Source organism: Croceitalea sp. MTPC5 (assembly GCF_036985505.1).
GTDB lineage: Bacteria > Bacteroidota > Bacteroidia > Flavobacteriales > Flavobacteriaceae > Croceitalea.
This window is the reverse complement of record NZ_BTGQ01000002.1, coordinates 804,860-829,645: the sequence shown is the minus strand read 5'-3', so window position 1 is coordinate 829,645 and position 24,786 is coordinate 804,860. Positions and strand designations below refer to the sequence as shown.

At 40.7% G+C, this 24,786-nt stretch carries 20 protein-coding genes; 10 read left to right on the top strand and 10 right to left on the bottom strand.

Annotated elements, in window-relative coordinates; genetic code table 11:
* Positions 1 to 31 precede the first annotated feature (31 nt).
* On the top strand, positions 32 to 2,011 hold the full coding sequence (locus AACM45_RS08830) for a DUF3352 domain-containing protein (protein WP_339142114.1): 1,980 nt from the start codon (positions 32 to 34) through the stop codon (positions 2,009 to 2,011).
* An 8-nt stretch (positions 2,012 to 2,019) separates the two neighbouring features.
* On the opposite strand, the gene AACM45_RS08825 is transcribed toward AACM45_RS08830, so the two are convergent.
* Positions 2,020 to 2,448 carry a hypothetical protein gene (locus AACM45_RS08825; RefSeq protein WP_339142112.1) on the bottom strand — a complete coding sequence of 143 codons (429 nt, stop codon included), beginning with the start codon at positions 2,446 to 2,448 and terminating at the stop codon, positions 2,020 to 2,022.
* A gap of 233 nt (positions 2,449 to 2,681) precedes the next feature.
* On the opposite strand from AACM45_RS08825, the gene AACM45_RS08820 reads away from it, so the two are divergent.
* The 5 genes from AACM45_RS08820 to AACM45_RS08800 all read left to right on the top strand — a co-directional run bounded on the left by AACM45_RS08820 (position 2,682) and on the right by AACM45_RS08800 (position 7,770).
* Complete coding sequence (locus AACM45_RS08820; protein WP_339142110.1) at positions 2,682 to 3,488, top strand: helix-turn-helix domain-containing protein; 807 nt, start codon at positions 2,682 to 2,684, stop codon at positions 3,486 to 3,488.
* 95 nt (positions 3,489 to 3,583) lie between these two features.
* Positions 3,584 to 4,747 (top strand): hypothetical protein, encoded by a 1,164-nt coding sequence (locus AACM45_RS08815; protein WP_339142109.1) that lies wholly within the window; start codon positions 3,584 to 3,586, stop codon positions 4,745 to 4,747.
* Positions 4,748 to 4,821: 74 nt separating this feature from the next.
* The gene (locus AACM45_RS08810) at positions 4,822 to 5,658 is read left to right on the top strand and encodes a zinc-ribbon domain-containing protein (RefSeq protein ID WP_339142108.1); all 837 of its coding nucleotides are present in this window, start codon (positions 4,822 to 4,824) and stop codon (positions 5,656 to 5,658) included.
* Between the two features lie 75 nt (positions 5,659 to 5,733).
* Positions 5,734 to 6,348: a flavin reductase family protein gene (locus tag AACM45_RS08805; RefSeq protein WP_339142107.1), complete on the top strand. Its 615-nt coding sequence runs from the start codon at positions 5,734 to 5,736 to the stop codon at positions 6,346 to 6,348.
* Positions 6,349 to 6,552: 204 nt separating this feature from the next.
* Complete coding sequence (locus tag AACM45_RS08800) at positions 6,553 to 7,770, top strand: carboxypeptidase-like regulatory domain-containing protein (RefSeq protein WP_339142105.1); 1,218 nt, start codon at positions 6,553 to 6,555, stop codon at positions 7,768 to 7,770.
* Between the two features lie 337 nt (positions 7,771 to 8,107).
* Here the strand turns inward: AACM45_RS08800 and mfd are convergent, their stop codons facing one another.
* From mfd to AACM45_RS08765, 7 genes are all read right to left on the bottom strand, one after another.
* Positions 8,108 to 11,536, bottom strand: a complete 3,429-nt coding sequence (gene mfd, locus AACM45_RS08795) for a transcription-repair coupling factor (RefSeq protein WP_339142104.1) — start codon at positions 11,534 to 11,536, stop codon at positions 8,108 to 8,110.
* A 300-nt stretch (positions 11,537 to 11,836) separates the two neighbouring features.
* Entirely contained in the window at positions 11,837 to 12,469 is a 633-nt protein-coding gene (gene pdeM, locus AACM45_RS08790; protein ID WP_339142394.1) for a ligase-associated DNA damage response endonuclease PdeM, read from the bottom strand.
* Positions 12,470 to 12,646: 177 nt separating this feature from the next.
* On the bottom strand, positions 12,647 to 13,003 hold the full coding sequence (locus AACM45_RS08785) for an endonuclease domain-containing protein (RefSeq protein WP_339142102.1): 357 nt from the start codon (positions 13,001 to 13,003) through the stop codon (positions 12,647 to 12,649).
* A 150-nt stretch (positions 13,004 to 13,153) separates the two neighbouring features.
* Entirely contained in the window at positions 13,154 to 15,616 is a 2,463-nt protein-coding gene (locus AACM45_RS08780) for a ligase-associated DNA damage response DEXH box helicase (protein WP_339142100.1), read from the bottom strand.
* Positions 15,617 to 15,661: 45 nt separating this feature from the next.
* Positions 15,662 to 15,970 carry a GIY-YIG nuclease family protein gene (locus AACM45_RS08775; protein ID WP_339142098.1) on the bottom strand — a complete coding sequence of 103 codons (309 nt, stop codon included), beginning with the start codon at positions 15,968 to 15,970 and terminating at the stop codon, positions 15,662 to 15,664.
* 116 nt (positions 15,971 to 16,086) lie between these two features.
* On the bottom strand, positions 16,087 to 17,769 hold the full coding sequence (locus AACM45_RS08770; RefSeq protein ID WP_339142096.1) for an ATP-dependent DNA ligase: 1,683 nt from the start codon (positions 17,767 to 17,769) through the stop codon (positions 16,087 to 16,089).
* Positions 17,766 to 18,794 carry a ligase-associated DNA damage response exonuclease gene (locus tag AACM45_RS08765; protein WP_339142095.1) on the bottom strand — a complete coding sequence of 343 codons (1,029 nt, stop codon included), beginning with the start codon at positions 18,792 to 18,794 and terminating at the stop codon, positions 17,766 to 17,768. Before AACM45_RS08765 ends, AACM45_RS08770 begins: the two co-directional genes overlap by 4 nt.
* 329 nt (positions 18,795 to 19,123) lie before the next feature.
* On the opposite strand from AACM45_RS08765, the gene AACM45_RS08760 reads away from it, so the two are divergent.
* Complete coding sequence (locus tag AACM45_RS08760; RefSeq protein WP_339142094.1) at positions 19,124 to 19,546, top strand: TerB family tellurite resistance protein; 423 nt, start codon at positions 19,124 to 19,126, stop codon at positions 19,544 to 19,546.
* Positions 19,547 to 19,553: 7 nt separating this feature from the next.
* Here AACM45_RS08760 and fbp read toward each other — a convergent pair whose 3' ends face one another.
* Complete coding sequence (gene fbp / locus AACM45_RS08755; protein WP_339142092.1) at positions 19,554 to 20,555, bottom strand: class 1 fructose-bisphosphatase; 1,002 nt, start codon at positions 20,553 to 20,555, stop codon at positions 19,554 to 19,556.
* A gap of 111 nt (positions 20,556 to 20,666) precedes the next feature.
* Between fbp and AACM45_RS08750 the strand changes: the two genes are divergently transcribed.
* From AACM45_RS08750 to AACM45_RS08740, 3 genes are all read left to right on the top strand, one after another.
* The gene (locus AACM45_RS08750; protein ID WP_339142091.1) at positions 20,667 to 21,134 is read left to right on the top strand and encodes a GNAT family N-acetyltransferase; all 468 of its coding nucleotides are present in this window, start codon (positions 20,667 to 20,669) and stop codon (positions 21,132 to 21,134) included.
* A 95-nt stretch (positions 21,135 to 21,229) separates the two neighbouring features.
* Positions 21,230 to 22,480: an aspartate kinase gene (locus tag AACM45_RS08745; protein ID WP_339142090.1), complete on the top strand. Its 1,251-nt coding sequence runs from the start codon at positions 21,230 to 21,232 to the stop codon at positions 22,478 to 22,480.
* A gap of 62 nt (positions 22,481 to 22,542) precedes the next feature.
* Positions 22,543 to 24,357, top strand: coding sequence for a lysophospholipid acyltransferase family protein (locus tag AACM45_RS08740; protein WP_339142089.1), 1,815 nt, complete (start codon positions 22,543 to 22,545; stop codon positions 24,355 to 24,357).
* Here the strand turns inward: AACM45_RS08740 and AACM45_RS08735 are convergent.
* A complete protein-coding gene (locus AACM45_RS08735) occupies positions 24,350 to 24,772 on the bottom strand; it encodes an arsenate reductase ArsC (protein ID WP_339142087.1) in 423 nt (140 codons plus the stop codon). The genes AACM45_RS08740 and AACM45_RS08735 overlap by 8 nt on opposite strands.
* Positions 24,773 to 24,786 lie beyond the last annotated feature (14 nt).

Sequence of the window (24,786 nt, the reverse complement as noted above, 5' to 3'; positions counted from 1 at the left end):
TTTCGTTCTGATTTTGAATCTATGTTGAATCATGACTAAAAAAAGGATTTTTTTTGGCCTTCTAGCGATGGTATTAGCCTATATCGGTTACCTACTCTATATTTTTGTGCTTTCCCCCAAGACCAATTTACAATCTATTTATTTGATTCCTAAAGATGCCGTCTTTGTTATTGAGTCAGACCAGCCCGTGGAAAGTTGGAAGAAAATCAGCCAAAGTGATGCATGGAAGCATTTGAATAAAAATGATTACTTCGCAACACTGACTGAGAACATTCAAAAAGTCGACACCATCTTTAACAATAACCATAAGTTGTTCGAATTTTTTGATGGCCGTTCTTTGTTTATTTCGATCCACATGGTATCACAGAAAGATTATGGAATCTTTTATGTGCTCGATTTAAAACGAATTGCAAAGCTCAAACTGCTAAAAACGTATTTGAACACCCTTTTAGATGAAGGGTATACGCTCAGTAAACGTAACTACCATGACCATGAGATTTTAGAAATCTATGATAGAAGCAGTAAAGAGACTATGTATATGGCCTTTGTCAAAAACCAATTGATCGCCTCGTATACCCATAATTTAGTTGAAGCAGCCATTGATCAATATAAAGAACCCTATCTAGGTCGGAATTTGAATTTTTTGGAAATCAATAAGAAAGTGGGGTATGAAGATCTATTTCGGCTCTATTTGCAATATGATTTTTTAGATGATTATTACAAACGATTTTCCAATAAACCTGCGGATTGGATTAAAAATGCCAGCGAGAATTTCCTGTTTTCCGGTTTTAGTTTTGATTTGGATGGAAACAGTGCCATAACGGCCAACGGGTTTACCAATATCGGTTTTGACAATGAAAATTATTTAGAAGCGCTCCAAAAGTCTGGAACGGCAAAACGAACCATTCCTAAAATCGCACCAAAACGTACGGCACTCTATATAAGTTACGGTTTTGACGGTTTTGCCAAGTTTTATGAAAATTTTGAAACGGTACAAAAGGAAAACAATACCGTACAATTCGAAAATTATAGGGCTGGGATTGAAAAAGTAGAAAAATTTTTAAAGATTGACGTCAAAGAAAACTTTGTCAATTGGATTGGTGATGAGATTGCCTTACTTCAAATAAAGTCAGACCTATCGAAAGGTGAGAATGACCTTGCATTGGTATTGAAGGTAAATGATATCAATAGTGCCAAAACAAATCTTGATTTTGTACTCAAGCAAATCAAAAAGAAAACTCCCGTCAAGTTCAAAGCGGTCAACTATAACGACCATAATATCAATTTCCTTTCCATCAAAGGCTTTTTTAAAATTCTTTTAGGAAAACGCTTTGAGAATTTTGACAAACCTTACTTTACGATGATCGATGATTATGTTGTTTTTAGCAACAACCCCAACACCTTAAAAAGCATGATAGATGGCTATTTGATAGAAGAGACCCTGTCAACTTCAGGTGATTTTATTGATTTCAACAAAAAATTTGATAGCGAGAGCAGTCTGTTCGCTTACAGCAATATCCCAGTCTTGTATGACAACATGTATGTACTTGCAGATAGAGGTACAAAAAATCAACTTCGAAAAAACAAGGATTTTATCATCTGTTTTCCTCAAGTGGGGTTTCAATTAACCCCTGAAGATAACTTGTTCGAGAGCAAGCTAGTTGTCGATTACCAAGATATAGAAAAGGTCAAGACAAAGGCTCAATTCGAAAATTCCAGCAAGTTGAACACCGTATTACATAGCAGCAATGACGAAATCACGGATGCTGTTTTTAAATTAAGGCCCATATATCCCACGGATTTAAATGCAAAACGTTTTACGAAACGCTATTCCAACGGAAGTATTCGATTTGAGGTCGAATTAAAAGATGGTTTAAAACATGGCCGTTATCGAGAATATTACAAAGATGGTACTGAAAAGATAACAGGTCGTTTTAAAAAAGATGAACAAGTTGGAACATGGAAGTATCATGATGCCCAAGGCAAACCCGTGCACAAGAAAAAATTCTAAATCCCCTATTACGCTGTTCTAACATAAAAAAGCCCTGGTCCATCACAAGGCACCGCACCACCTGATAATTGATTGGCTGAAACAAATCGAAGACGTTCTTCATTAGAGTTTGAACAGTTTTCTATCAAAGGGCTATCGTCATTATGGACCAATATGAGCTGCCGCTCTTCAGGGGCCTCCAAGAGCATAAACCGTCCCGTTGCCGTAATGGTCTCATTTTCGTAGATTCTCGTTCTAACAAAAGAATTGTCTGAATTTAAAACTAAGGTTTCTTGCCAAGGCAGTTCATTGTCTTCAAGTATTTCCCCTGAAATCCCTACATTGATACTTGCCAACTCCCAAGTTTGAGGTAAAGATTCGGTAAGCACCATTTCATCGTCCGAATCTGAGCAGCTCGTCAAAATGAGCAAAAAAAATATAATACCAAACTTCTTCATCTTACTGATTCTTTTTCTTTAAGATAACGATTTTTGGTTTTGGTTGCTTGTATGTATACCTTTTTAAGCTGAAAGTAGAATGGGGCTTGATGGTGTTTCAAATTCTTGAAATTCTCTTGAAACCCTTACTATTACTGAAATGCCGTCTAAATGTCGGGTCAATTCCGACGTGATTTTTTGGGCTTTTTTGGTTTTGGGTTTAACATTGCCCAACGAATTGAAATAGTAGTACAATGAAACAACCGGAATTAGGATTAAGAATAAGTGAGTTACGCAAGCAAAAGGGCTTTACCCAAGAAGAACTGGTAGAACAATGCAATATCAACGTAAGAACCTTACAGCGAATAGAAAATGGTGAGGTCTCCCCAAGAAGCTATACCGTGAAAACCATTTTATCAGCTTTAGAATATGACTTGGAGAGTCTAGAGGAAGAAGAAAATCAAAACGCTTCTAAAATCGATTTTGTTCCCCCGAAAGAAGCAAGATCGGTATATAATCTATTGACCTTTACCTGGATTGCCGGAATCTTATTTTTGATTGCAGCAGTATTTGAAGGTATAGCTGATTATGTAAGGATTGAAGACGGTGAATTGATCTATGGGCAATGGGGTCATGTTACCGTTAAGGTTCTAATACTTGTGCTATACTCGATGCTCTTGTATGGTTTTTTGATCTCAGGGAAACTATTGAGAAACTATTTGATGAAGATTACCGTCGTTTTGATGATCATTACCAACATATGCTTTTACGTGTATGACATAGTATCGGTTTTTAATGGAGCACTCGATATTGAAACGGTATTTTTGGCAGAGTCCGTAGCATTTGGTGCACTAGGAATATTATTTGGAATTTCAATTTTAAAGTCCAGGCCCATTTTGGGTAACACGGGTTTAGCTTCTGGAATCATGGAATTACTCATGGCAGGTTGTCTACTGACCGTAATTTTATCCCCTATAGCACTATTCCTCTTTTTTCCCGTGATCATATTGGAAATTCTGGTACTTTATAAAGTTTCCTCTATGGTCAAAGGCCAATTGTAACTTTCTACATAAAAGTATTCGATACTGCTTCTTTTTTGGATGGTAAAATACCTTCCAAAGCATTATACCCATATAAAACTTAAAATATAAGAATCATGAAAGTACCCGATATATTAAAATTTAAACTATTGGCCTTTGGTATGCTATTTTTTATACTACCATCAAGTACTTTTTCTTGTACGATTATCAGTGCAATCGCTAAGAATGGCCATGTTTGGAATGCCAATAATGAAGATGGCCCCTTCGGTGTGGGCAACTTCATCAATGTATTCCCCAAAACCGAGAATTCTAAATATGGGTATTTTACCCTATCCTATCTATCGCCCAGATATGGTGATGGAGGAAGCCTGCAAGGAGGAACCAATGAAGCCGGGTTAACGTTCGATTTTAACCAAATCAAATATGTTGAAAACTTCGAAATGGGAAGCAAGGTGGTTTTTCCAGCAGGCAATGAAGCTATTTTGCCCCATATTCTAGCCAATATGGCTTCGGTGGACGAGGTGGCGGCCTTTTTTGAAACGTATTGGTTCGAAGACGGATTTAGAGGTGCCCAAATGCATGTGGCAGATAGAAATGGTAAATTCGCCATAATCAGTGCATCAGGAATCCATGTTGCCAAACCCGGAGAACATTTGGTTTCCACTAATTTTGATATTTGCGGTGATGAAGCTGCCAGCTCTTGTTGGCGCTATCCCATTGCAAAGGCAATGTTAAAAGAGTCAGCGGTGAACTTAGCGACCATGACGCAAATTTTAGAGCAAACGGCGCAAAAAAATGGGGGTACCATGTATTCCAATATTCAGAATTTGACCACTGGCGAGTTGTGGTTTTTCTCCAAGCATGATCCCAATAACAAAGTCGGTACAACTATTAAGGATTTGTTGGTCAAGGGGAAATACTCGTACTCTTTTAACGACTTGGGTTCTTTACTCGGTCAAGCACCTAAAGCTTATGAAGAGCCCAGCACTGTTGCCATACCAACCGAGCAAATTGAAGTTCATGAAGGGGTTTATAGAAATAGTTTTATCGGTAAAGTACATGTTGAGGCCTTAGACGAGGGTATTAAGGTTTCCTTTGAAGATGGTTTTTCCTTTATGCTGTCGCCAAAGGCTGAAGATAGCTTTTACTGGCCCAACGAAGGGGTGGTTGTCCAATTTTCAAAAGATTTTGAAACCCAGCGGGCCAAGCTATCGTTTTACGAGAACGGTATGTGGTCTTTTGACGCCAAAAAGGAAAAGAACGGTTCTGGTCAATACTAAATAATACCCTTTAAACAGGGAGTGCCAGGTTCGGTAATTAAGGTATTTTTGAAATGGTCTTTAATAACCAACCTATGCTATTCTTTTTTGGAACCCGTGCCACCAAAGTCAAAGAACGAAAATTAAAGCGTACTACCTGCCCGTATTGTCAAACGAAAGATTCTTTTGTAGTAAGTACGTTTAGCAAGTATTTCCACTTTTTTTGGATTCCTATTATTCCTTTGTTTAAAACACATATTGCAGCATGCTCACATTGTAAAAAAAGTTATGATAAGGCACATTTTACACATGAAATGCTTCAAGCTTTGGATAATGAAAATCGAGTAAACCCTGTAAAACGACCGTTATGGCAAGGCTGTGGATGTTTGGTTTTGGTCAGTCTTTTCATAGTGGTGATGAGCTTTTCTTTTTACGGGGTTTACATGCGCTCTAAATACCCAGACAAGTATAAAATCGAAGTGGATCCAAGGTTAACACTTTTAAATACCGATATTGACAGGCTCTCCCGTATGGTACAGGCTAAGGATACGGTAACCCTTGCCCTAAAGCAGTGTATAGATGGCGATATCGTAGGCGGTATCAGCACTAAAGACATTGCCTATTTTACCAAACGAAGCGGTACCAAGTTGCTTGTGTTATTAGCAGTACGGGATATCAAGAAAATAGAACCAAAAAACAGAAGAGCGCTTATTGAAGTCGTAGAAGATTGTATGCGGTTTACAAATCTTAAGGATAGTGTCACCCAATATTATATTGGTGTCGAAGGCAAGTGGAACACCGTTTTGGTAAAAACCCCATTTGATGAGGATTTAGGAGGTCGTTTTGCCGATAAACAATTGTTGCTTCCCTTCTATGGGGACAAACCAAATACCATTGAAGAAAAAGATATTGATTCCGTTCTGGTAGAATGACTTTTGTGTCTAATGGGTCATTTTGAACGTGCGTGGGAAATCTTAAATCTAAATACCTTTGTACAAATTGCTTTTATGGATAAAATGTTCTCTTTTGATGAAATCATGCAATTACCGAGCCGCTACCGCGCCAATTTGATCAATATGGTTTCGGGGTTCAAAGCGGCCAATTTAATCGGTACAAAATCTAAAAACGGACGAACCAATCTGGCCGTTTTCAATAGTGTGGTCCATATCGGTGCGAATCCGCCGTATTTGGGTTTTATCTTAAGACCTACAACCGTAGAACGCCATACCTATGAGAACCTTAAGGAAACGGGCGTGTATACGATCAATCAAATCACGACCGCAATTCATAAACAGGCCCATCGGACATCAGCAAAATACGACCGGGCTATTTCAGAGTTTGATGCCGTCGGGCTCACTGAATTTTACCAAAATGATTTTCATGCGCCGTTTGTAGCGGAAAGTCATATTAAAATCGGGCTTTCATTTCAAGAGGAACATTTGGTAAAATGCAATAATACGCGATTGATCATTGGCAAAATAGAACATTTAATACTACCGGAAAAAGCTATTTTAGAGGACGGTGATGTTAATTTAGAGGATCTGGATACTGCCGCCGTCGCAGGATTATATAACTATTACAGCCCTGAGCATTTAGGTAAATATGGGTATGTAAAGCCGTAATTCCGAGTGCAGGGAAGGAATCTGTAAGCAATCTACAACCGAATGTAGCTTTGCGTACCTAGCCTTTGGAATTACTCCAAATCAGGGTTTTTATTTTTCTTTCCGGTAAGCTTTTCACTCATGTAGGAACTCGTTGCAAACGAGAACTAACTGTAGATTATCCCTACTTTTGTAACAATATGGAATATGCTTCGTCTTAAGCCTATGACAAAAACAATTAGGGTTTATTTTTACCTTATTTTTTTATTGATTTCAAGATTGGTCTTTGGTCAAGAGGTGGTGACCATAAAAGCACAATTATTGGACGGTAAAACCTCAAAGCCCATACCCTTTGCTTCAATTTACCTTAAGAATACGGCTAGGGGCACTACTTCCAATGCTGAAGGCTATTTTGTGTTTTATGTTCCGGTTAAAAATAAGGCCGGAAAAGTTGTGATTTCCGCAATGGGATATCGAACTATCGAAAAGAAACCCAGTTCATTTTCAAATGATGAACGAATTAGATTAACCCATCAGGTCTATGAACTTAATGAGGTACAACTGAGTGCCTCAAAAGATAAGGTGCTCACTGCAAAAGATATTGTAAAACGGGCTTATAAAAATATCGAGGCCAATTACCCTACAGAACCCTATATTTTAGAGGGATTTGTTCGGGATCTGCAAAAAGAGGATGATGAATATGTAGCGTATTTAGAGTGTGCGGCCAAATTCAAATACCAAGGTTCTCAGGTCAAACGTAAGCCACAAATTGAATTGCTGGGCGTGAGAAGTAATAGTATCACCGAAAAACATCCTTGGAATAAAAATCAAGAACGTAAGAACTCGCTTGTAGATTTAGTAGAAGATGATTTTATACGTTTTGATTACGGCCCTATACTGGGTAAAAAGGGTTGGAACTATGAAATCGAAAGTGTATTGACTTACGATAACAGACTGGTGTATAAAATAAAGGGTGTCGATAAGCCATTTCAAACCGCAACACTTTATATCGACAGTGAAAGCTTTGCTTTTGTACGGATGGAACTGACCAGACAGGCCATTAAAAACAGATCTTGGCGTAGACGATTTACCAATGGGGCGTTACAAGTCTATTACAATGTGGTTTTTGAATACCAAGAATACCAAGGCAAAATGTATTTAAAATACCAAAGGGAAGAAGACCATTGGCGAATTTTCAAGGGACTGGAATCTAGAAAAATAGTGTTTACGAAATACCCTAAAAAAGAGCTTTTTGTGAATAACATCGTCACCGAAAATGTTTCCAATTATCCATTTCAAGGAAATTTGGATATCGGAGCAAGTATCGAAAACCAAGCCGAAAATTTTGATGCTGACTTTTGGGCGACCTACAACGTTCCACAGCGGACCATTGAACAAAGTCAAATTGTCAATGAACTTGAAAATGCAAGCAAAAAGCTATGAATCTAACTGCTTTTGTAGGGTTGTATGATAACCATAAACGAGGGTATTTGGCCAAACAGGGGTATGAGAGCTATGATGGACATGGACATCCAAATTTCATGGGAAAATGACTTCTGAAAACTAGATTTCTCAATCAACACTTTGTATCGCATATCGAAATTACTGTTGAGTGTCATTTAGAATGCATGTGAGAAATCTAAATCACTTGATTGTTTAAAAAATCCCAATTAGGGTTAAAACTCTATATGAGCTTATTTGGTTCCCCTCCTTTTTTTAAGGAGGGATGGTTTAGTATCAAACCCCTCCGTCTTTCTGTTTAGCTGAAACCCACCTTTGCTTACAGCAGTGAAGCAACTTTTTCTTTTGCTAGTGGTTGCAAAGCCTTTAGTGCTTTCTCCACACTCGTTATCCCATCAAAAGTCAACAATAAGCGAAGACCATTTCGGGTTTGTTTTTCTTTGAGTTGACATTGCTGCGGATGGCTTTGTACATACTGCAGTACCTTCGTAAAGGCCGTAGTTTGGTAAAAAGGCGATTGCTGGTCTGCCAAAAAGTAGCCAATCAGTTTGTTCTTTTTTAATATCACTTTTTCCAATCCGATACTATTGGCCAACCATTTGATACGAACGGAATTAAATAGATCCACCGCTTGCGTAGGCAGTTCCCCAAAACGATCAACCAATTCCGTTTCAAATTTGGTCAAACCTTCTTCATCTTCAATGGCATTGAGCTGGGTATAAAGGTTTAGGCGTTCCGTAATATTGTTGATATAATCATCGGGGAATAAGAGCTCAAAATCAGTATCCAGTTGGGTTTCTTTGACAAAGACCTTGGGTTTATCGCCTTCTACTTCATCGTATAGTTCTTTGAACTCATTTTCTTTGAGTTCTTCAATGGCCTCTGCTAAAATCTTCTGATAGGTTTCAAAGCCGATCTCATTGATAAAGCCACTTTGCTCTCCCCCCAACAAATCACCGGCACCACGAATTTCCAAATCCTTCATGGCAATATTAAAACCGCTTCCCAGCTCTGTAAATTGCTCTAAAGCCTCTATGCGCTTGCGGGCATCCGTAGTCATTACTTCGTAGGGCGGTGTGATAAAATAGCAGAAGGCTTTTTTATTGCTTCGCCCCACACGACCTCGCATTTGATGCAGATCACTCAGGCCAAAATTATTGGCATTATGAATGAAAATAGTGTTAGCATTGGTAACATCCAATCCGCTTTCAACGATTGTGGTCGAAACCAAAACGTCAAATTCACCATTCATGAAAGCGAGCATAAGCTGCTCTAGCTTTTTGCCTTCCATTTGTCCATGGCCAATACCAATTTTGGCATCGGGTACCAATCGTTGTAACATGCCCGCTACTTCCTTGATATTCTCAATACGATTATGGATAAAAAATACCTGGCCCCCACGTTGTACCTCATAAGAAATCGCATCGCGAATGATTTCTTCATTAAAACGAATCACCCTACTTTCAATAGGGTAGCGGTTTGGTGGTGGCGTTGTAATTACCGATAGGTCACGGGCCGCCATGAGGCTAAATTGTAATGTTCTTGGGATAGGGGTTGCCGTTAAAGTCAAGACATCTACATTCTCTTTAATGGACTTTAATTTGTCTTTTACCGCAACACCGAATTTCTGCTCTTCATCAACAATAAGTAAACCTAAATCTTTGAATTTCACATTTTTGTTGACCAGTTGATGTGTGCCGATAATAATGTCCACTTTACCTTCGGCAAGTCGCTCTAGGGTCTCCCGTTTTTCTTTTGCTGTGCGGAATCGGTTCAAATAATCAACGGTTACGGGCATCTCTTTAAGACGTTCTTTAAAAGTGCGTGCATGTTGAAAGGCCAAAATGGTGGTGGGTACCAAAACAGCGACCTGTTTTCCGTTATCGACTGCTTTGAATGCGGCACGAATGGCTACCTCGGTCTTGCCAAAACCTACATCGCCACAGATAAGACGGTCCATAGGGCGTTCACTTTCCATGTCTTTTTTAACATCTGCCGTAGATTTTTCTTGGTCTGGGGTATCCTCATAAATAAAGGAAGCCTCCAGTTCGTGCTGTAGATAGCTGTCGGGAGCATATTGAAACCCTTTTTCAAGTCTTCGCTTGGCGTAGATTTTAATCAAGTCAAAAGCAATTTTTTTGACACGGCTTTTGGTCTTGTCCTTGATTTTTTTCCAAGCTCCAGATCCTAATTTATAGATTTTTGGGGGCGCCCCGTCCTTACCATTGAATTTTGATATTTTATGTAAAGAGTGGATGCTCACGTATAGAATGTCGCGTTCTCCATACATCAGTTTGATGGCCTCTTGTTTTTTACCCTCGACATCTATTTTTTGTAAACCACCAAATTTGCCGATACCATGGTCGATATGGGTCACATAATCGCCAATCTCAAGTTTGTTGAGTTCTTTGAGGGTAATGGCCTGTTTTTTGGCATAGCCGTTCTTTAAATGGAACTTATGGTAGCGTTCAAAAATCTGATGGTCCGTATAACAGACAAGTTTTAGATCAGGGGCAACAAAACCTTGATAGAGCGGGAAGACTATCGTTTTGTAGTGTACATTTCGACTTCGCTTAGTATCAAGTTCGCTGAGCGTAGTCGAAGCGAAAATATCATGAAAGCGTTTGGCTTGTTGCTCCGTAGAACAGAAAATAGCGTTTGTAAAACCTGCGTCATGGTTTTCATTCAGGTTTTCAATCAATAAGTCAAACTTTTTGTTGAAAGCGGGTTGTGGCTTGGTGTCAAAAGTCAATTCGAACTCAGGCGAGGTGCCCATCTTGCTGGAGGAATTCAAAGCCCCAATCTCAATAAGGTCAAATGCGCCCAATTGTTCTTTAACCGCATCTGAATTTAAAAATAATTCTTCGGGTCTCGCGTGTTTCAGGTCTTCACTAAGTTTTGAAAAGTTTTCGTTGGCTTTTTCATAATTGGTATCTATTCGGTCATAGACCAAATCTAAGTTTTTAGAAAAAATAACTGTCTTTGGTGAAATATATTTCAGGAAGCTTTCCCGTGTTTCATGCACCAATTTATTGGCTACATTGGGGATGACGGCAATTTTATTGACTTTCTCAGTGGATAACTGGGTTTCTACATCAAAGGTTCTAATACTATCGACCTCATCACCGAAAAATTCAATTCGATACGGTTCATCGTGTGAAAACGAAAAGACATCAACGATACCGCCACGAACTGAAAACTCACCCGGTTCGGTTACAAAATCGACACGTTTGAATTGGTATTCAAAAAGTACCTCGTTCAGAAAATCAAGGGAGAGGGTATCTTCCAATTTGATTTTAAGGGTATTTTTATCCAGTTCTCTTCTTGTCACCACCTTTTCAAAAAGTGCATCGGGATACGAAACAATGACCGCTGGTTTTTTTCTAGAATTGATGCGGTTCAATACCTCGGCCCTTAAAAGCACGTTGGCATTGTCCGTTTCTTCGATTTGATAAGGCCTTCTATAGCTGCCAGGGTAAAAAAGCACTTCGTTTTCACCGATTAACTGTTCTAGGTCATTGAGGTAATAAGCAGCTTCTTCTTTATCATTGAGCAGAACCAAGAATGGTTTTTCGGCTGATTTAAAAGCGGCAGCGAACGTAAACGAAAGTGCGGAACCTGTAAGTCCCTTAAGGCTGATTTTGCGGGCTTTTGTACGGTCAAGAGGTTCGGATTCGGCAATAAAATCCTGCAGTTTCCTGAGTTGGGGAGACTGTTCAAAAAGTTCTAAAATGGAGGTTTTGTTCAACCTAAAAACTTTGTTGCAAATATAGATTTCAAGTTAGTTCTTCACAAAGGGAATCTAAGATTTTTTTAAATATCTGTAATGAGTCAAACATCATAATCCATGTTAGGTCGATCGCAGTAGAGACCTCATTTTGAGTATGTTATGCCAAACGACCTCTGGACTGCGTTCGAGGTGACAATACTATATGATTCATTACCGACATTCAGAAGATTTTTCACAGTTATTTTGTGCAGTTTGAAATGACCTAAAGACCATAACGGCGTAATTTCGAAATGAGGAACATCGCAACGATTGGGGAATCTAAACTTTTACCACTTCATCTTCCACAATGGCGAACACCTCATCTTCTTTTGTAGGTTCCAAGACAAAAGTTCCGGTGAACTCACCAAAAGCTGGTAAGATCAATTGGTGCCGTTTTTTGAAAAAACAAGGCAATTTTAAGCGTTGACGTCCAAAACCTTGCATCTGAATCGCGGGATGGATATGCCCGCAGAAATTAAAAAAGTTTTCACGTTCCTCAGGATGATGGGTCAATAAAAAACCATCGATGACCAATTCTTGAAATAGTTGTATGGTCAAAGCTTCGAACTTCTCTGGGGCAATGATATCATGGTTTCCGGCAACCAGAATGATTTCGGCTGGTGTCTTTTCCACCCAATTCTCAAACAACTGCCATTCTTTGTTTAATGAAGAATGGAATAAATCTCCTAAAAAACAGATTTGAAAGGGTTGAAAAGCGTTGACAATTTCATCAAGCAACATAAAATTTTTGTGAATTGCTTTTTGGGGTACGGCAGCCCCAAATTTTCGAAAATGGGCCACCTTGCCCAAGTGTACATCACTAATGAGCAACATCGATTTTTCAACCCAAAAAATACCCCCCGTGGGATGAAGCCGGAATTCTTGATTTTTTATTTGGATGGAATGGGGCATATGGTTAAAAGTAGCACTGCATGGCAAAGGTAAAGTAACCACCTCGTTTTTCCGTTTTGCGGAATTCATTCTCCTCCTTGAAAAAAGGAGGAGGGCTTTTCTGCTCAACCTCCAGAAGTTCCCCTCCTAAATTTAGGAGGGGTGCCCATAGGGCGGGGTGGTTTAGAGTGGTAATAGTTACTTTTTTGATGTAAAACATTGGGTTATTTCATCAAGGACGGATGGTAAGCTATCAAACACCATTTTGTTTTCGAATCGTAATACCGTATAGTCGAGATTTTTAAAAAATTCATCTCGGATTCTATCTTTTTCTTGTGCTTTGGGATTATTGTGAACTTCACCATCCAATTCAATGATCAATTTTTCAGACGGACAGAAAAAATCGACAATATAATTTTGAATACTGTGCTGTCTTCTAAATTTTCTTCCTTCCAGCTGTTTTTTAGATAGGTGCTTCCAAAGAAATGCTTCAGCTGAGGTGGCGTTGTTTCTTAAGTGTTTTCTGTATTGCTCCAGATGTTTGCGGTTGTGCATGGAGTTAAAATACAAAATTACCACCTCTTTCTTCCGCTATGCGGAATTCATTCTCCTCCTTGAAAAAGGAGGAGGGCTTTTTTTGTTTTGGTTCCGTAAAAAAAGTTTTCCATCCTGAAACTAGGTGGGGCGACCGAAGGGTGGGGTGGTCTACTTCATCAAAATCTTGGTCATTCGTTTAATACGATCGGCCAGTTTTTCATTTGACAACTTTTCACGCAATCGATCGGTGATAATTGGAAAAGAGAAGGGGGTGGGATTTTTACACTGTTTCCAAACGATTTCCTGTTCAGCGATTCGTTCTAAGGCCATGCGCAAACGTCCTTCCTCCAATTGATGTTCAAATGTTTCGGTAAAGGCCTGTTGGTACAGGAGGTTATCGGGTTCGAAATCTTTAAAAACATCAAACAACAATTGGGAGCTGCTTTGCAAATGTTTCATTTTGATTCCCTTATCAGGGTAGCCTGTGAACACCATTCCACTGATGACCGCAATATCCCTGAATTTACGCCTTGCCATTTCATTGCTGTTCAAGCTCTTCTGCAGGTCGCTGAGCATATAGTCTGTCGAGAACAAATCATTGTCCAATACCTGTTGAATATCGATAGGTTTGTCTGATAGCATTTCAAATCCGTAATCGTTAAAGGCCAATGAGCAGGTGATGGGGCTTAACAGGCTGATGCGGTATGATAACAGACTGCTCATGGCCTCGTGAACGGCCCGTCCTTCAAAGGGATAGAAAATATGATGGTAACCGTCCCTTGTTTTAAACGTCTCTATTAAAAACTCATCAGGTTTGGGAACGATGCTCTCTTCACGCTGTTTGGCGAACATCGGGGCCAATGACCTGATCTCATCAGACTGTTTTGCAGGTTCCCATTCAGCGGTATAGAGTTCTTGGCGCAGCAGTTCTGACATTTGCGCTGAAAAGCTGAGACGGCCACCCATCCAACTGGGCACCTTATTAGTACGTTTATTGGAATTTCGAACATGGGCCTGCATCCCTTTTATTCGAATGAACTCCAAATTTCGACCTGCAAAAGTGAATACATCACCAGGGGTAAGCTTTGAGATGAAATACTCTTCTATTGAGCCAATATAGCCCCCTTTTTGATAGCGAACGGCTACGACCGCATCACCTACAATCGTACCAATTTGAAAGCGATGCCGCATGGCGATACCACGGTTATTCACCTTAAATTTTCCATCGGTCCCAACTTCTACTTTTTGGTATTCATCATAGGTTTTCAGGCTTTGACTGCCCATGACTAAAAAATTAAGCAGCCATTGCCACTCGTCTTCCGTGATGCCTTGATAACAAAAGGTCTGTTTGATTTCGGTATAAATTTCATGGGGATAGAACCCATCAGAGACAGCTAAGGTGGTCAGGTATTGCAAGAGTACATCGTAGCTGTTCAAATAGGGGATACGGTCTTCGACTGCTTCTTTTTTGACTGCTTGCTGCATGGCAGAGGCCTCAATGAGCTCCATGGCATGGGTCGGTAAAAAATGGATGACACTCTCTTTACCTGGTCTATGGCCACTGCGCCCAGCACGTTGTAAAAAACGGGCCACCCCTTTTGGGCCACCGATTTGAACCACGGTTTCTACTGGGGCAAAGTCGACACCCAAATCCAGGCTCGAGGTGCAAACGACGGCTTTTAGGCTTTCATTGCGAATGGCCTGTTCTACCCAAATACGTGTTTCTTTATTTACACTACCGTGATGCATGGCAAGCTCCCCGGCATATTCAGGATGTTTCTCCAATATTTTTTGAAACCAAATTTCACACTGGCTTCGGGTGTTGGTAAAAAGTAATGTTGTCTTGCTGTTATTGATAATAGGTACGGCATCCTCTAAAAGATGTAGGCCCAGATGCCCGCGCCATGGAAAGGTTTCCATTTGCTTCGGAATAATACTCTTTACCGTAATTTTCTTGTTCAGCTTTGCCTTGACCAAAACGGAGTTTTGAAGTGCTTCAGAGGTAGGCCCCAATAATACTTCCCTGGCCTGTTCCAGATTGCCAATGGTAGCTGAAATACCCCAAATTCGTAGGTCTGGACAAATGGTTTTTAAGCGCGATAATCCCAATTCCATTTGCACCCCCCGTTTAGTGCCCAATAGCTCATGCCACTCATCGACCACAATGGCCGAACAGTCTTTGAAAACCTTGTCATAGCCTTTTGATGAAAGTAAAAGTTGCAGGCTTTCTGGGGTGGTGATCAACAAATCGGGCATGGCCGTTTTCTGCCTCGAACGCTCTTTGGTCGAGGTGTCACCTGTTCGAATACCAACGGTCATTTGTGTATCCAAGTCTTTGGTTATGCGCTCTGCGGATTGCTTGATTTCTTGCGATAAGGCCCGTAACGGCGTTATCCAAATTGCCTTTAGGCCTTTTTTATGTTTGGTTTTATAATCAGGATTATTCTTGATATAGTTCAATACGATCGGAAACCACAAGGCATAGGTTTTTCCACTACCAGTTGGTGCATTGAGTAAACCGTGCTTCTCCTGCAAAAAAGCGGTCCAGCTTTCCTTTTGGAATGCAAAGGGTTTCCAACCTTGTTGGTCAAACCAGTTTTGGGCGATATGGAAGAGTTCTTTACGAGTCATAAATTGCGAGCGAAGTGAAGCAATCAGTTTAATCTGTGCTAAAAGTTACTTAGAATCCATTTCTTCGTCAAGCCAATCTTCGGATAAATCCTTCCATTCTGGATTTAATGAATTGATTAAACCTTCTTTTCGTTTTCGATTGCCTGCTTTCAATTGTTTTTCCCTTTCAAAGGCATCACTTACCGAAACAAATTCTTCAAAGTAAACCAATAGAGAACAATTGTACCTTTTTGTAAATGATTTAGCATATTTTCCAGTTTTATGCTCTCTGATTCGTCGTTGTATGTCATTGGTAGCTCCTACATAAAGTACGGTCTTATTTTTATTGGTCAATATGTAGCAATATCCTTTCATGGACGAATTACGAATTTGGCGAAGTAATCTGTTGAATACTTTCTCATACTATATTTAAGTTCTCCATTCCAAAAACTCCCAGTTTTGTTTCTGCGGTCTCTATTTTTTGGCCTTGATCATGATCTTTTTACTGGGGTTTCTTTGCTGGGAGATTCCTTCCCCCGAGTATTCGGGGTCGGAATCAGTGCTTTTAAATCCTCTAGATTATTGGCTTCCTCAATTTTCTTATCCTTCCGCCACCTAAGTATTCTTGGAAAACGGGTGGCAACCCCACTTTTGTGGCGTTTTGAAAAAGCAATGCCCTCAAAGGCGATTTCGAAAACATGGTATGGCGTCACACTACGAACAGGACCGAAACGTTCTAAGGTATTTTTCTTGATCCAAGCATCTACTTCTCGAAACTCTTTATCGGTCAATCCGGAGTAGGCCTTGGCAAAAGTGACGAGTTCTTTACCTCCCTTTTCATTTTCTTGCCATAGCGCAAAGGTATAATCGGTAAAGAGGTTACTACGTCTGCCGTGCCCACGCATGGCGTAGGTCAGTACGGCATCAATGGTCAAGGGGTCTACTTTCCATTTCCACCAATCCCCTTTTTTTCGTCCGACTTGATAGGCTGAATCCTTTCGTTTGAGCATCAAGCCCTCACTGCGTTTTTCACGAGCACGGTTTCGTTCTTTGGCTACTTCAAGCCAGGAGTTGAATTGCATTCGTTCGGATAATAAGATAGGAATATCGCTTCGACTCCGCTCAGCGACCTGGTGATTGAGCGTAGTCGAAATCAGTTTTTCAAGAATTGTTCTCCGTTCAATAAAGGTTTTTTGCCGAATATCATTTCCTTCCCATTCCAATAGGTCATAGGCCTTTAGTACTACGGGGGTCTTTAACAGTAGATTTTTAGAAACGGTCTTACGGCCAATGCGGGTCTGTAGATCATTGAAGGTGCCGATTTCCCCATTAGGGTAGGGTAGTAGTTCTCCGTCAAGCACCGTTCCATTCGGAATGACCCCTACAAATTCTTGAAATTCAGGATATTTGTCCGTTACCAATTCTTCTCCTCGGCTCCAAACAAATAGGGCGTCGTTTCTGATGATGACCTGACATCGAATACCGTCCCATTTGTGCTCTACGGACCAATTACTGGGGTCGCCTAAACCGGACACCTCATCTTCGACGGCATAAGCCAAATAAAAGGGATAGGGTTTTGATAAGTAGTCACTTTCATTCTCCTCTAAAATAAGTTCTTGAAATGAGATGGAATCGGGGTCCCAATTCCCCATTAATTTATAGGCTAGCACATCTTCATCGATTTCAGTTGCCTTGGCCAAAGCCCGAGTCATTAATTTCTGGCTAACCCCTATTCGAAAGCCGCCAGTGATCAATTTGGTAAACACAAAACGCTCGTAATAGTTTAACTGTTGCCAGTTTTTGAAGAGGTAGTTTTTTTTCTCATTATCGGGTTTTGGTTTGAGCGCTATCATCTCTTCTAAAAATTCAGTGAGACTTTTGTCGGTAGATTCTTCACCGGCGGGAATGACCAAAGCGATGGTCTCTGCCAAATCACCGACAATATGATAGCTTTCTTCAAACAGCCATAAGGGTATGTTCGATAATTCTGCGGCCCATTCACGAAGTAAGGTAGTGTTTACCGGTCGTGGGGGTCTTCTATGCGAAAGAATGGCAATGGTCCAAACCTTGTCCTTGTCGCTCGCCTTACCAAAATAGTCTGCCAAAGCTTGTACTTTGACATTGGTCTTGTTGGTACTGTCCAACGTTTTGATGAGGTTGGCAAAATCTTTCATTCCGACGCCATTTTTTCAGTTTCGGTAGTATTGATTTCCCCTAGCTCCCCTTCATACTGGGTCTGTTCGGTTCGGGCATCATAGCCAAGTGTCCTTAAATACTTCGAGAATATTTCAGTATACCCATGGGTGCAAATGATTTTTTCGGCACCGGTATCTTTAATGGCTTTTAACAACCCGGGCCAGTCGCAATGGTCACTTAGTACGAAGCCCTTGTCTATGGCACGTCGTCTTCGTGCGCCACGAAACGCCATCCATCCGCTTGCCGAAGCGGTGACAAAGGGTGTCATTTTACGGATCCAAGTACTGCCGTGTGCCGAAGGTGGTGCAATGACCATATTTCCTTTAATATCCTCCTTTTTGGTATCCCTGGTTATCAATTCCGTTTCAGGAAAATCTACCAATGGCCTGAGTACCTCGGTCATATTTTCAACGGCACCATGGGTATAGATTTTTCCAATGGAGGGGTCTAAGTGTTTTAGGAGGCGTTGTGCCTTACCCAACGAATATCCAAAAAGTACCGAAGTCTGTCCGTTGGCCTTATTTTCTTCCCACCAAGCGTTGATATCTTGAAATACCTCGTGTTGGGGGGTCCATAAAAAAGCGGGCAACCCAAAAGTACATTCCGTAATGAAAGTGTGGCATTTTATGGTTTCATAGGGGGTGGCGACACCATCATCCTCTAATTTATAATCCCCTGTAAAAACCCAGACTTCGCCCTTGTGTTCTACCCGAATCTGTGATGATCCAATGATATGCCCTGCCGGATGTAAGCTGAACTTTACGTTATTTATGCTAAAGGATTCTCCCCATTCTTTCCCGGTGATGTTCACATCTCCGAGCCTATGCTTAACTATGGGCACATTCCTGTGATGGGTGATGTAGCTTTTATGCCCCCAGCGACTATGGTCGGCATGACCATGTGAAATAATGGCCTTGTCAACGGGTTTCCAAGGGTCTAAATAAACCGCTGCCGGTTCGCAATAGATTCCGCGGTCGGTAAATTGAAGAAGCGGGGTTTTCATTCGGTAGTTTTATGATATGGGTAAATCAGAGGTAATTATTCACATCTTAGCTTATTCTTTCGTCTAGGTGTTCATGAATCTGCGATTTCGGCATCAAACATTTCAATTGGTTTTAAGCACGGTAACAATTCATTTCATAGCGTTGTGAAATTACAAAATAATGCATTGGTCCGTGTTAGTGATAGCACTGAAAAACCTATATCCCTATGTAAAATATAAAAGGGTATTAGCAACGAATGGCACGGCACGTAGCGAACACCAAAATATTACTTGATGGTCATATTCTTTAGCTCTAAAAAGATTTATATTTGCGCAACAAAATTTAAGACATGCCCATTATAGATTTATACGAGCACGGTGAACAACGACAGAATTTGGCACATTTCGCCACCTTGGCCAGTTTGGCCAGCGTTGATGGTGATATCAATCCGGAGGAAAAAGCGATTCTTGACAAGTTCGCTTTTAAACTGAACATCACTGACGCGGAATATAAAGAGGTCATGAAAAAGGAAAATAAATATCCAATTCAGACCCCCCATAGCGGCGAAAAAAGACTGAAGCGTCTTTTTGAATTCTTTCAAATGGCTTTTGCAGATCAATCCGTCGATGAAGATCAGAAAAAATTTATCATGCGTTATGCGGTAGCCCTGGGATACTCGCCTGACAAAGCTGAAAGCATGATTCAAAAATCGTTGGATATCTTCTGTGGTAAGATTGCTTTTGAAGACTACCAATACTTAATGGAAAAATAGAGGGGGTTTAGTTCATAAATTCCTCTGCTTTTTCCACCATTTTCTTGCTTCCACAGAAAAAAGGCACCCTTTCGTGAAGTTCGGTGGGCTCGATATCCATAATACGTTGACGTCCATCACTTGCTTTTCCATGGGCCTGTTCCGCCAAAAACGCCATGGGATTGCATTCGTATATAAGGCGTAGTTTTCCGTTAGAGGCCTTACTGCTCTTAGGGTACATATAAATACCGCCTTTGATCATGTTACGATGAAAATCCGATACTAGGGATCCGATATACCTTGAGGTATACGGTCTATCACCTTCTTCCCTTTGGCAATACTTAATATAGTTTTTTACCCCTTGTGGAAAATGGATGTAGTTGCCTTCGTTTACGGAATAAATCTTTCCATTTTCAGGAAATCGCATGTTGGGATGTGATAGGTAGAAAGTACCCAAGGCAGGATTGAGTGTAAATCCATTGACGCCATCACCAGTGGTATAAACGAGCATGGTAGAAGTACCATAAATGATATACCCGGCAGCAATCTGTTTGTGGCCAGGCTGCAAAAAATCTTCTAATGTTACCGGGGTACCGACCGGGGTTACCCTTCTGTAAATGGAGAAGATGGTACCCACCGAAACATTGACATCAATATTTGAAGAACCATCCAGGGGGTCTATCAGAACAATATATTTATTCTGGTGCTTTTCATCTTGGCTGTTGATACTGATATAGTCATCTTCTTCCTCAGAAGCTATTCCACATACGATTTCACGATTTTTCAGGGTCTGAATGAACTTTTCGTTGGCCAGTACATCCAATTTTTTTTGATCTTCACCCTGAATATTGGTGTCGCCGGCATCACCCAAAATATCGACAAGCCCGGCTTTGTTCACTTCATGGTTGACCACTTTTGCAGCCAATCGTATGCCGTTCAATAGTCTGGAAAGTTCACCAGAGGAATATTGAAACGAGTCTTGATTTGCAATAATAAATTCGCCGAGGGTTCGGTGCTGTTTGCCAAACATGGGTATTGTGTTTTATTTGAATGCAAATATCGTCCATTTTGTGATACTACAACGTTTTCGCAAAATGATTGTTTGTTTATATTATAACTAATTGTTTTATTTGTAACAGTTATGAAATACATTATACGAGACGCCGAAAGAGGCGATATGCCCGAGGTTTTGGGTTTGGTTCACGAGCTGGCCCTGTTTGAGAATGAACCTGAGTCGGTTCAGGTAACCCTAGATGAGTTGACCGAAGCAGGTTTTGGGGCGACGCCACTTTACCACTGTTTTGTGGCCGAGGTTGACCAAAAAGTAGTGGGTTTGGCATTAACGTATGCACGGTATTCCACTTGGTGCGGTCCGGTCATTCATCTAGAGGATTTGATCGTCACCCAATCCATGAGGGGTACGGGTATCGGTTCTGCACTTTTAGAACGCGTCGTACGTTATGGTAAGGATAAAGGGGTTCGCAGAATTGCATGGGAGGTATTGGATTGGAATGAACCGGCCATAAAGTTTTATGAAAGCAAAGGTGCCAAGGTGATGCGCGATTGGGATGTAGTGCAGCTGAATGAAGAGGGTATGGGCAGCTTTTGAACGGAATAAATTGTTCGTTCTAGTGCTGTGGAGAACCGCTTTGATCCCGAATACAAAGGATATCTCAACTGCACTTGACGTAACTGAATCAACTTATGAGGATATTTAAATTTGGTGGAGCGTCCGTGAAGGATGCGGCAGGTGTTAGAAATGTGGTTAAAGTACTGAAGCAAGTTGGGTATCAAGATACCTTACTGGTTATTTCTGCGATGGGCAAGACTACCAATGCCATGGAACAAATCGTAGATGCTTATTTTAACGATAAGAACCAATTAGAGCAGGCTATTGATGTGGTCATTTCGAATCATAAAACAATACTCAATGATTTGTTTGAAATCAAAAACCACGAAATCCATCATAAGGTCAATGCATTGATTCAAGAGTTTCGGGGTTTTTTAATGTGGAACAAATCGCCCAAGTATGCCTTTGTATATGACCAAGTGGTTGGTTATGGTGAACTTTTGTCGACAACCATCGTAAGCGCTTACTTGAACGAGGTGGGTGTTACCAACCAATGGCTTGATGTACGCGAGCTTATTAAAACCGATAACAGCTACCGCGATGCCCATGTAAACTGGAATCGTACACAAAAAGAAGTGCTAGCCAGGGTCAACATAGGGGAACTCAATATCACACAGGGTTTTTTGGGGAGTGACGAGAACAATTTTACAACGACATTGGGGCGTGAAGGCTCTGATTATTCGGCCGCGATTTTGGCGTATTGCCTTAAGGCCGAATCGGTCACTATTTGGAAAGATGTACCGGGGGTACTAAATGCCGACCCTCGACATTTTGATGAGACCGAGTTACTTCATCAAATCTCGTATCGTGAAGCCATTGAACTGGCATTTTATGGAGCTTCGGTAATTCACCCTAAAACTTTACAGCCACTACAGGGTAGGGAGATTCCGCTACATGTGAAATCGTTTTTGAATCCAAAGCAGCAAGGTACCACTGTAGGCAAAGGGGTCAAGATTTTACCTGAGGTTCCCTGTTTCATTGTGAAGAAAGGTCAGGTCTTGTTGAAACTATCCTCATTGGATTTTTCATTTATTGTAGAAGAGAATATGAGCGAGATCTTCAAACTTTTTCATGATTATCGTTTAAAGGTTGACTTGTTACAGAACTCTGCCATAAGTTTTTCAGTCTGTTTAGACAATACCTTCAATGGACTAAAAGAAGTGCTGCCCTTGCTCGAACAAAAATTCAAAGTGACTTGCCATCATGATGTCTCGTTATACACAATTAGGCATTTTGACGAGCATTCGGTGGAAAAAATATTGAATGGCTATTCGGTGCTGGTCGAGCAACGCGGTAAGGAAACCGTTCAATTGGTCGTAAAATGATAAATTAGAAAGCCCACAATCTTTGTATTTTTCTATATTTACCGTTACCTAATGCTTTAACTATGGGGTTGGTATCTGCGAAAGAGGTTGCAAAGGTCATACACTTAGACAAGTATGGCTTTTTAGGTACATTTATGGGTTGGTTGCTCTTGGTGACGACCAAAATCACGGCAATCAATAGATTTTACGACAAAAATAAAGACTTAGAGGGTCCGGCGTTTTTAGATGCCGTACTTGATGACTTTGAAATTGATTTTGAAATTCCGGAAGAAGATTTCAGACGCTTGCCTAAAGAGGGTCCTTTTATTACCATTTCAAACCATCCACTTGGCGGTATTGATGGGGTGCTATTGCTCAAACTGATGTTGAGCCAGCGAAAGGATTTTAAGATTATAGCCAATTTTTTATTACACCGTATCGAACCGATTAAGCCGTTCATCATGCCCGTAAACCCTTTTGAAAACCACAAGGATGCCAAGAGTAGTGTTTCTGGGTTCAAAAATGCATTGTTGCATTTACGCAATGGGCATCCCTTGGGTATATTTCCGGCAGGGGAGGTCTCTACCTATAAAGATGGTAAGTTGGTCGTCGATAAACCTTGGGAGGAGGCTGCCATAAAATTGATACGCAAAGCCGAAGTGCCCGTGGTGCCTATTTATTTTCATGCGAAAAACAGTCGCTTATTTTATAGATTGGCTAAAATGAATGAGGTATTTAGAACGGCTAAACTGCCTTCTGAACTAACTACCCAGCGGCGCAGGCCTATTAAGGTAAGAATAGGCCAACCCATCTCGGTAAAGACACAGGGCGAGGCCGAAAGCCTTTCTGATTTTGCCGATCTGCTTCGAAAAAAGACCTATTTACTGGCCAATGTTTTTGAAAAAGAACGCTTAATAGATAAGGTGCCGACCACTTTGAAGATTCCGAAGGCCCCGCGAAAAATAGCTTCGGCCGTTCGAACGGAGGTCATTCAGGGTGAAATCGAAAAGCTTCGTGAAAAGGATTGCCGTTTATTGCAAAGCAAAAACTATGAAGTCTTTTTGGCACAAGAAAAGGATATGCCCTTTATTTTGAAGGAAATCGGCCGTCAGCGTGAGGTAACCTTTAGGGCTATTGGTGAAGGCACGAACAATGCCGTAGATCTTGACAAGTTCGATGCCTTTTACCATCACCTTTTTCTCTGGGACGATACCGAAAAAGAAATTGTCGGGGCCTATCGGATGGGTTTGGGATCATGGATTTTTAAAAATTACGGTATCGATGGATTTTACCTTCAAGACCTTTTTCGATTTGAGCCTGAATTGTACGGAATGATGTCGAAATCCATTGAAATGGGGCGTGCCTATATTGTTAAAGCATACCAACAGAAGCCAATGCCCTTATTTCTGTTATGGAAAGGAATCGTACATACGACATTGCGTTATCCCGAACATAAGTATTTGATTGGAGGTGTAAGTATTAGCAACCAATTCTCGAATTTTTCGAAATCATTGATGATTGAATTTATGAAATCGAATTATTGGGATCCCTATGTGGCCCAATACGTACACCCTAAAAAAGAATTCAAGGTCAAGCTGAAAGATGCCGATAAAGAGTTCGTGTTCGACGAAACAAAAGCGGACCTCAATAAATTCGATAAATTGATAGAAGAGCTTGAGACGGGCAGCCTGCGCTTACCGGTACTTATTAAAAAATACATCAAGCAAAACGCCCGAATGGTGGCTTTTAACGTCGATCCCTTGTTCAACAATGCCGTGGATGGCTTGATGTATATCAAAATCGCCGACTTGCCAGAGAGTACGGTCAAACCGGTTATGGAAGAATTTCAAGCGGAATTGGAACGGAAACATGCTGAACAGCAGGACGTTGTTAATTGACCAACTCTTCTTTTATAAAGGTTTCGCAAAACTCTTTGATCTCGTTTCGTGCCTTTAAAAAAGCAGTATGTTTTACTGCTTCGGTTCCCTCGACTTTAGAAGGGTCAAAGAAATTATGATGGATACGTTCCGCTTTGTCAGCAGGGATAAATGGGCAATTCTCTTTTGCATGATCACATACGGTAATGATATAATCCCATGGTATACCTTGATATTCATCTACGTGGTTTGAGGTATGGTGTGTGATATCGATACCGTCTTCTTTCATTATGGCAACGGCACCTGGGTTTAGCCCATGGGTCTCGATACCGGCGCTATAGATTTTTGCCAAATCTTTTTGATAAGATTCCAAATAACCATGGGCCATTTGGCTACGGCATGAATTACCGGTACATAAGACTAAAATATTCTTCATTTTTAACTTGTTTT

Bases quoted from the DNA above. Each gene is read 5' to 3' on its own strand.
- AACM45_RS08785 (WP_339142102.1), bottom strand. From the start codon at position 13,003: ATGCACAACCGCAAACATCTGGAGCAATACAGAAAACACTTAAGAAAC.
- AACM45_RS08820 (WP_339142110.1), top strand. From the start codon at position 2,682: ATGAAACAACCGGAATTAGGATTAAGAATAAGTGAGTTACGCAAGCAA.
- AACM45_RS08770 (WP_339142096.1), bottom strand. From the start codon at position 17,769: ATGAAAGATTTTGCCAACCTCATCAAAACGTTGGACAGTACCAACAAG.
- AACM45_RS08775 (WP_339142098.1), bottom strand. From the start codon at position 15,970: ATGAAAGGATATTGCTACATATTGACCAATAAAAATAAGACCGTACTT.
- AACM45_RS08815 (WP_339142109.1), top strand. From the start codon at position 3,584: ATGAAAGTACCCGATATATTAAAATTTAAACTATTGGCCTTTGGTATG.
- AACM45_RS08760 (WP_339142094.1), top strand. From the start codon at position 19,124: ATGCCCATTATAGATTTATACGAGCACGGTGAACAACGACAGAATTTG.
- AACM45_RS08800 (WP_339142105.1), top strand. From the start codon at position 6,553: ATGACAAAAACAATTAGGGTTTATTTTTACCTTATTTTTTTATTGATT.
- AACM45_RS08810 (WP_339142108.1), top strand. From the start codon at position 4,822: ATGCTATTCTTTTTTGGAACCCGTGCCACCAAAGTCAAAGAACGAAAA.
- AACM45_RS08830 (WP_339142114.1), top strand. From the start codon at position 32: ATGACTAAAAAAAGGATTTTTTTTGGCCTTCTAGCGATGGTATTAGCC.
- fbp (WP_339142092.1), bottom strand. From the start codon at position 20,555: ATGTTTGGCAAACAGCACCGAACCCTCGGCGAATTTATTATTGCAAAT.
- AACM45_RS08735 (WP_339142087.1), bottom strand. From the start codon at position 24,772: ATGAAGAATATTTTAGTCTTATGTACCGGTAATTCATGCCGTAGCCAA.
- AACM45_RS08805 (WP_339142107.1), top strand. From the start codon at position 5,734: ATGGATAAAATGTTCTCTTTTGATGAAATCATGCAATTACCGAGCCGC.
- AACM45_RS08825 (WP_339142112.1), bottom strand. From the start codon at position 2,448: ATGAAGAAGTTTGGTATTATATTTTTTTTGCTCATTTTGACGAGCTGC.
- AACM45_RS08780 (WP_339142100.1), bottom strand. From the start codon at position 15,616: ATGACTCGTAAAGAACTCTTCCATATCGCCCAAAACTGGTTTGACCAA.
- pdeM (WP_339142394.1), bottom strand. From the start codon at position 12,469: ATGCCCCATTCCATCCAAATAAAAAATCAAGAATTCCGGCTTCATCCC.
- AACM45_RS08750 (WP_339142091.1), top strand. From the start codon at position 20,667: ATGAAATACATTATACGAGACGCCGAAAGAGGCGATATGCCCGAGGTT.
- AACM45_RS08745 (WP_339142090.1), top strand. From the start codon at position 21,230: ATGAGGATATTTAAATTTGGTGGAGCGTCCGTGAAGGATGCGGCAGGT.
- AACM45_RS08740 (WP_339142089.1), top strand. From the start codon at position 22,543: ATGGGGTTGGTATCTGCGAAAGAGGTTGCAAAGGTCATACACTTAGAC.
- AACM45_RS08765 (WP_339142095.1), bottom strand. From the start codon at position 18,794: ATGAAAACCCCGCTTCTTCAATTTACCGACCGCGGAATCTATTGCGAA.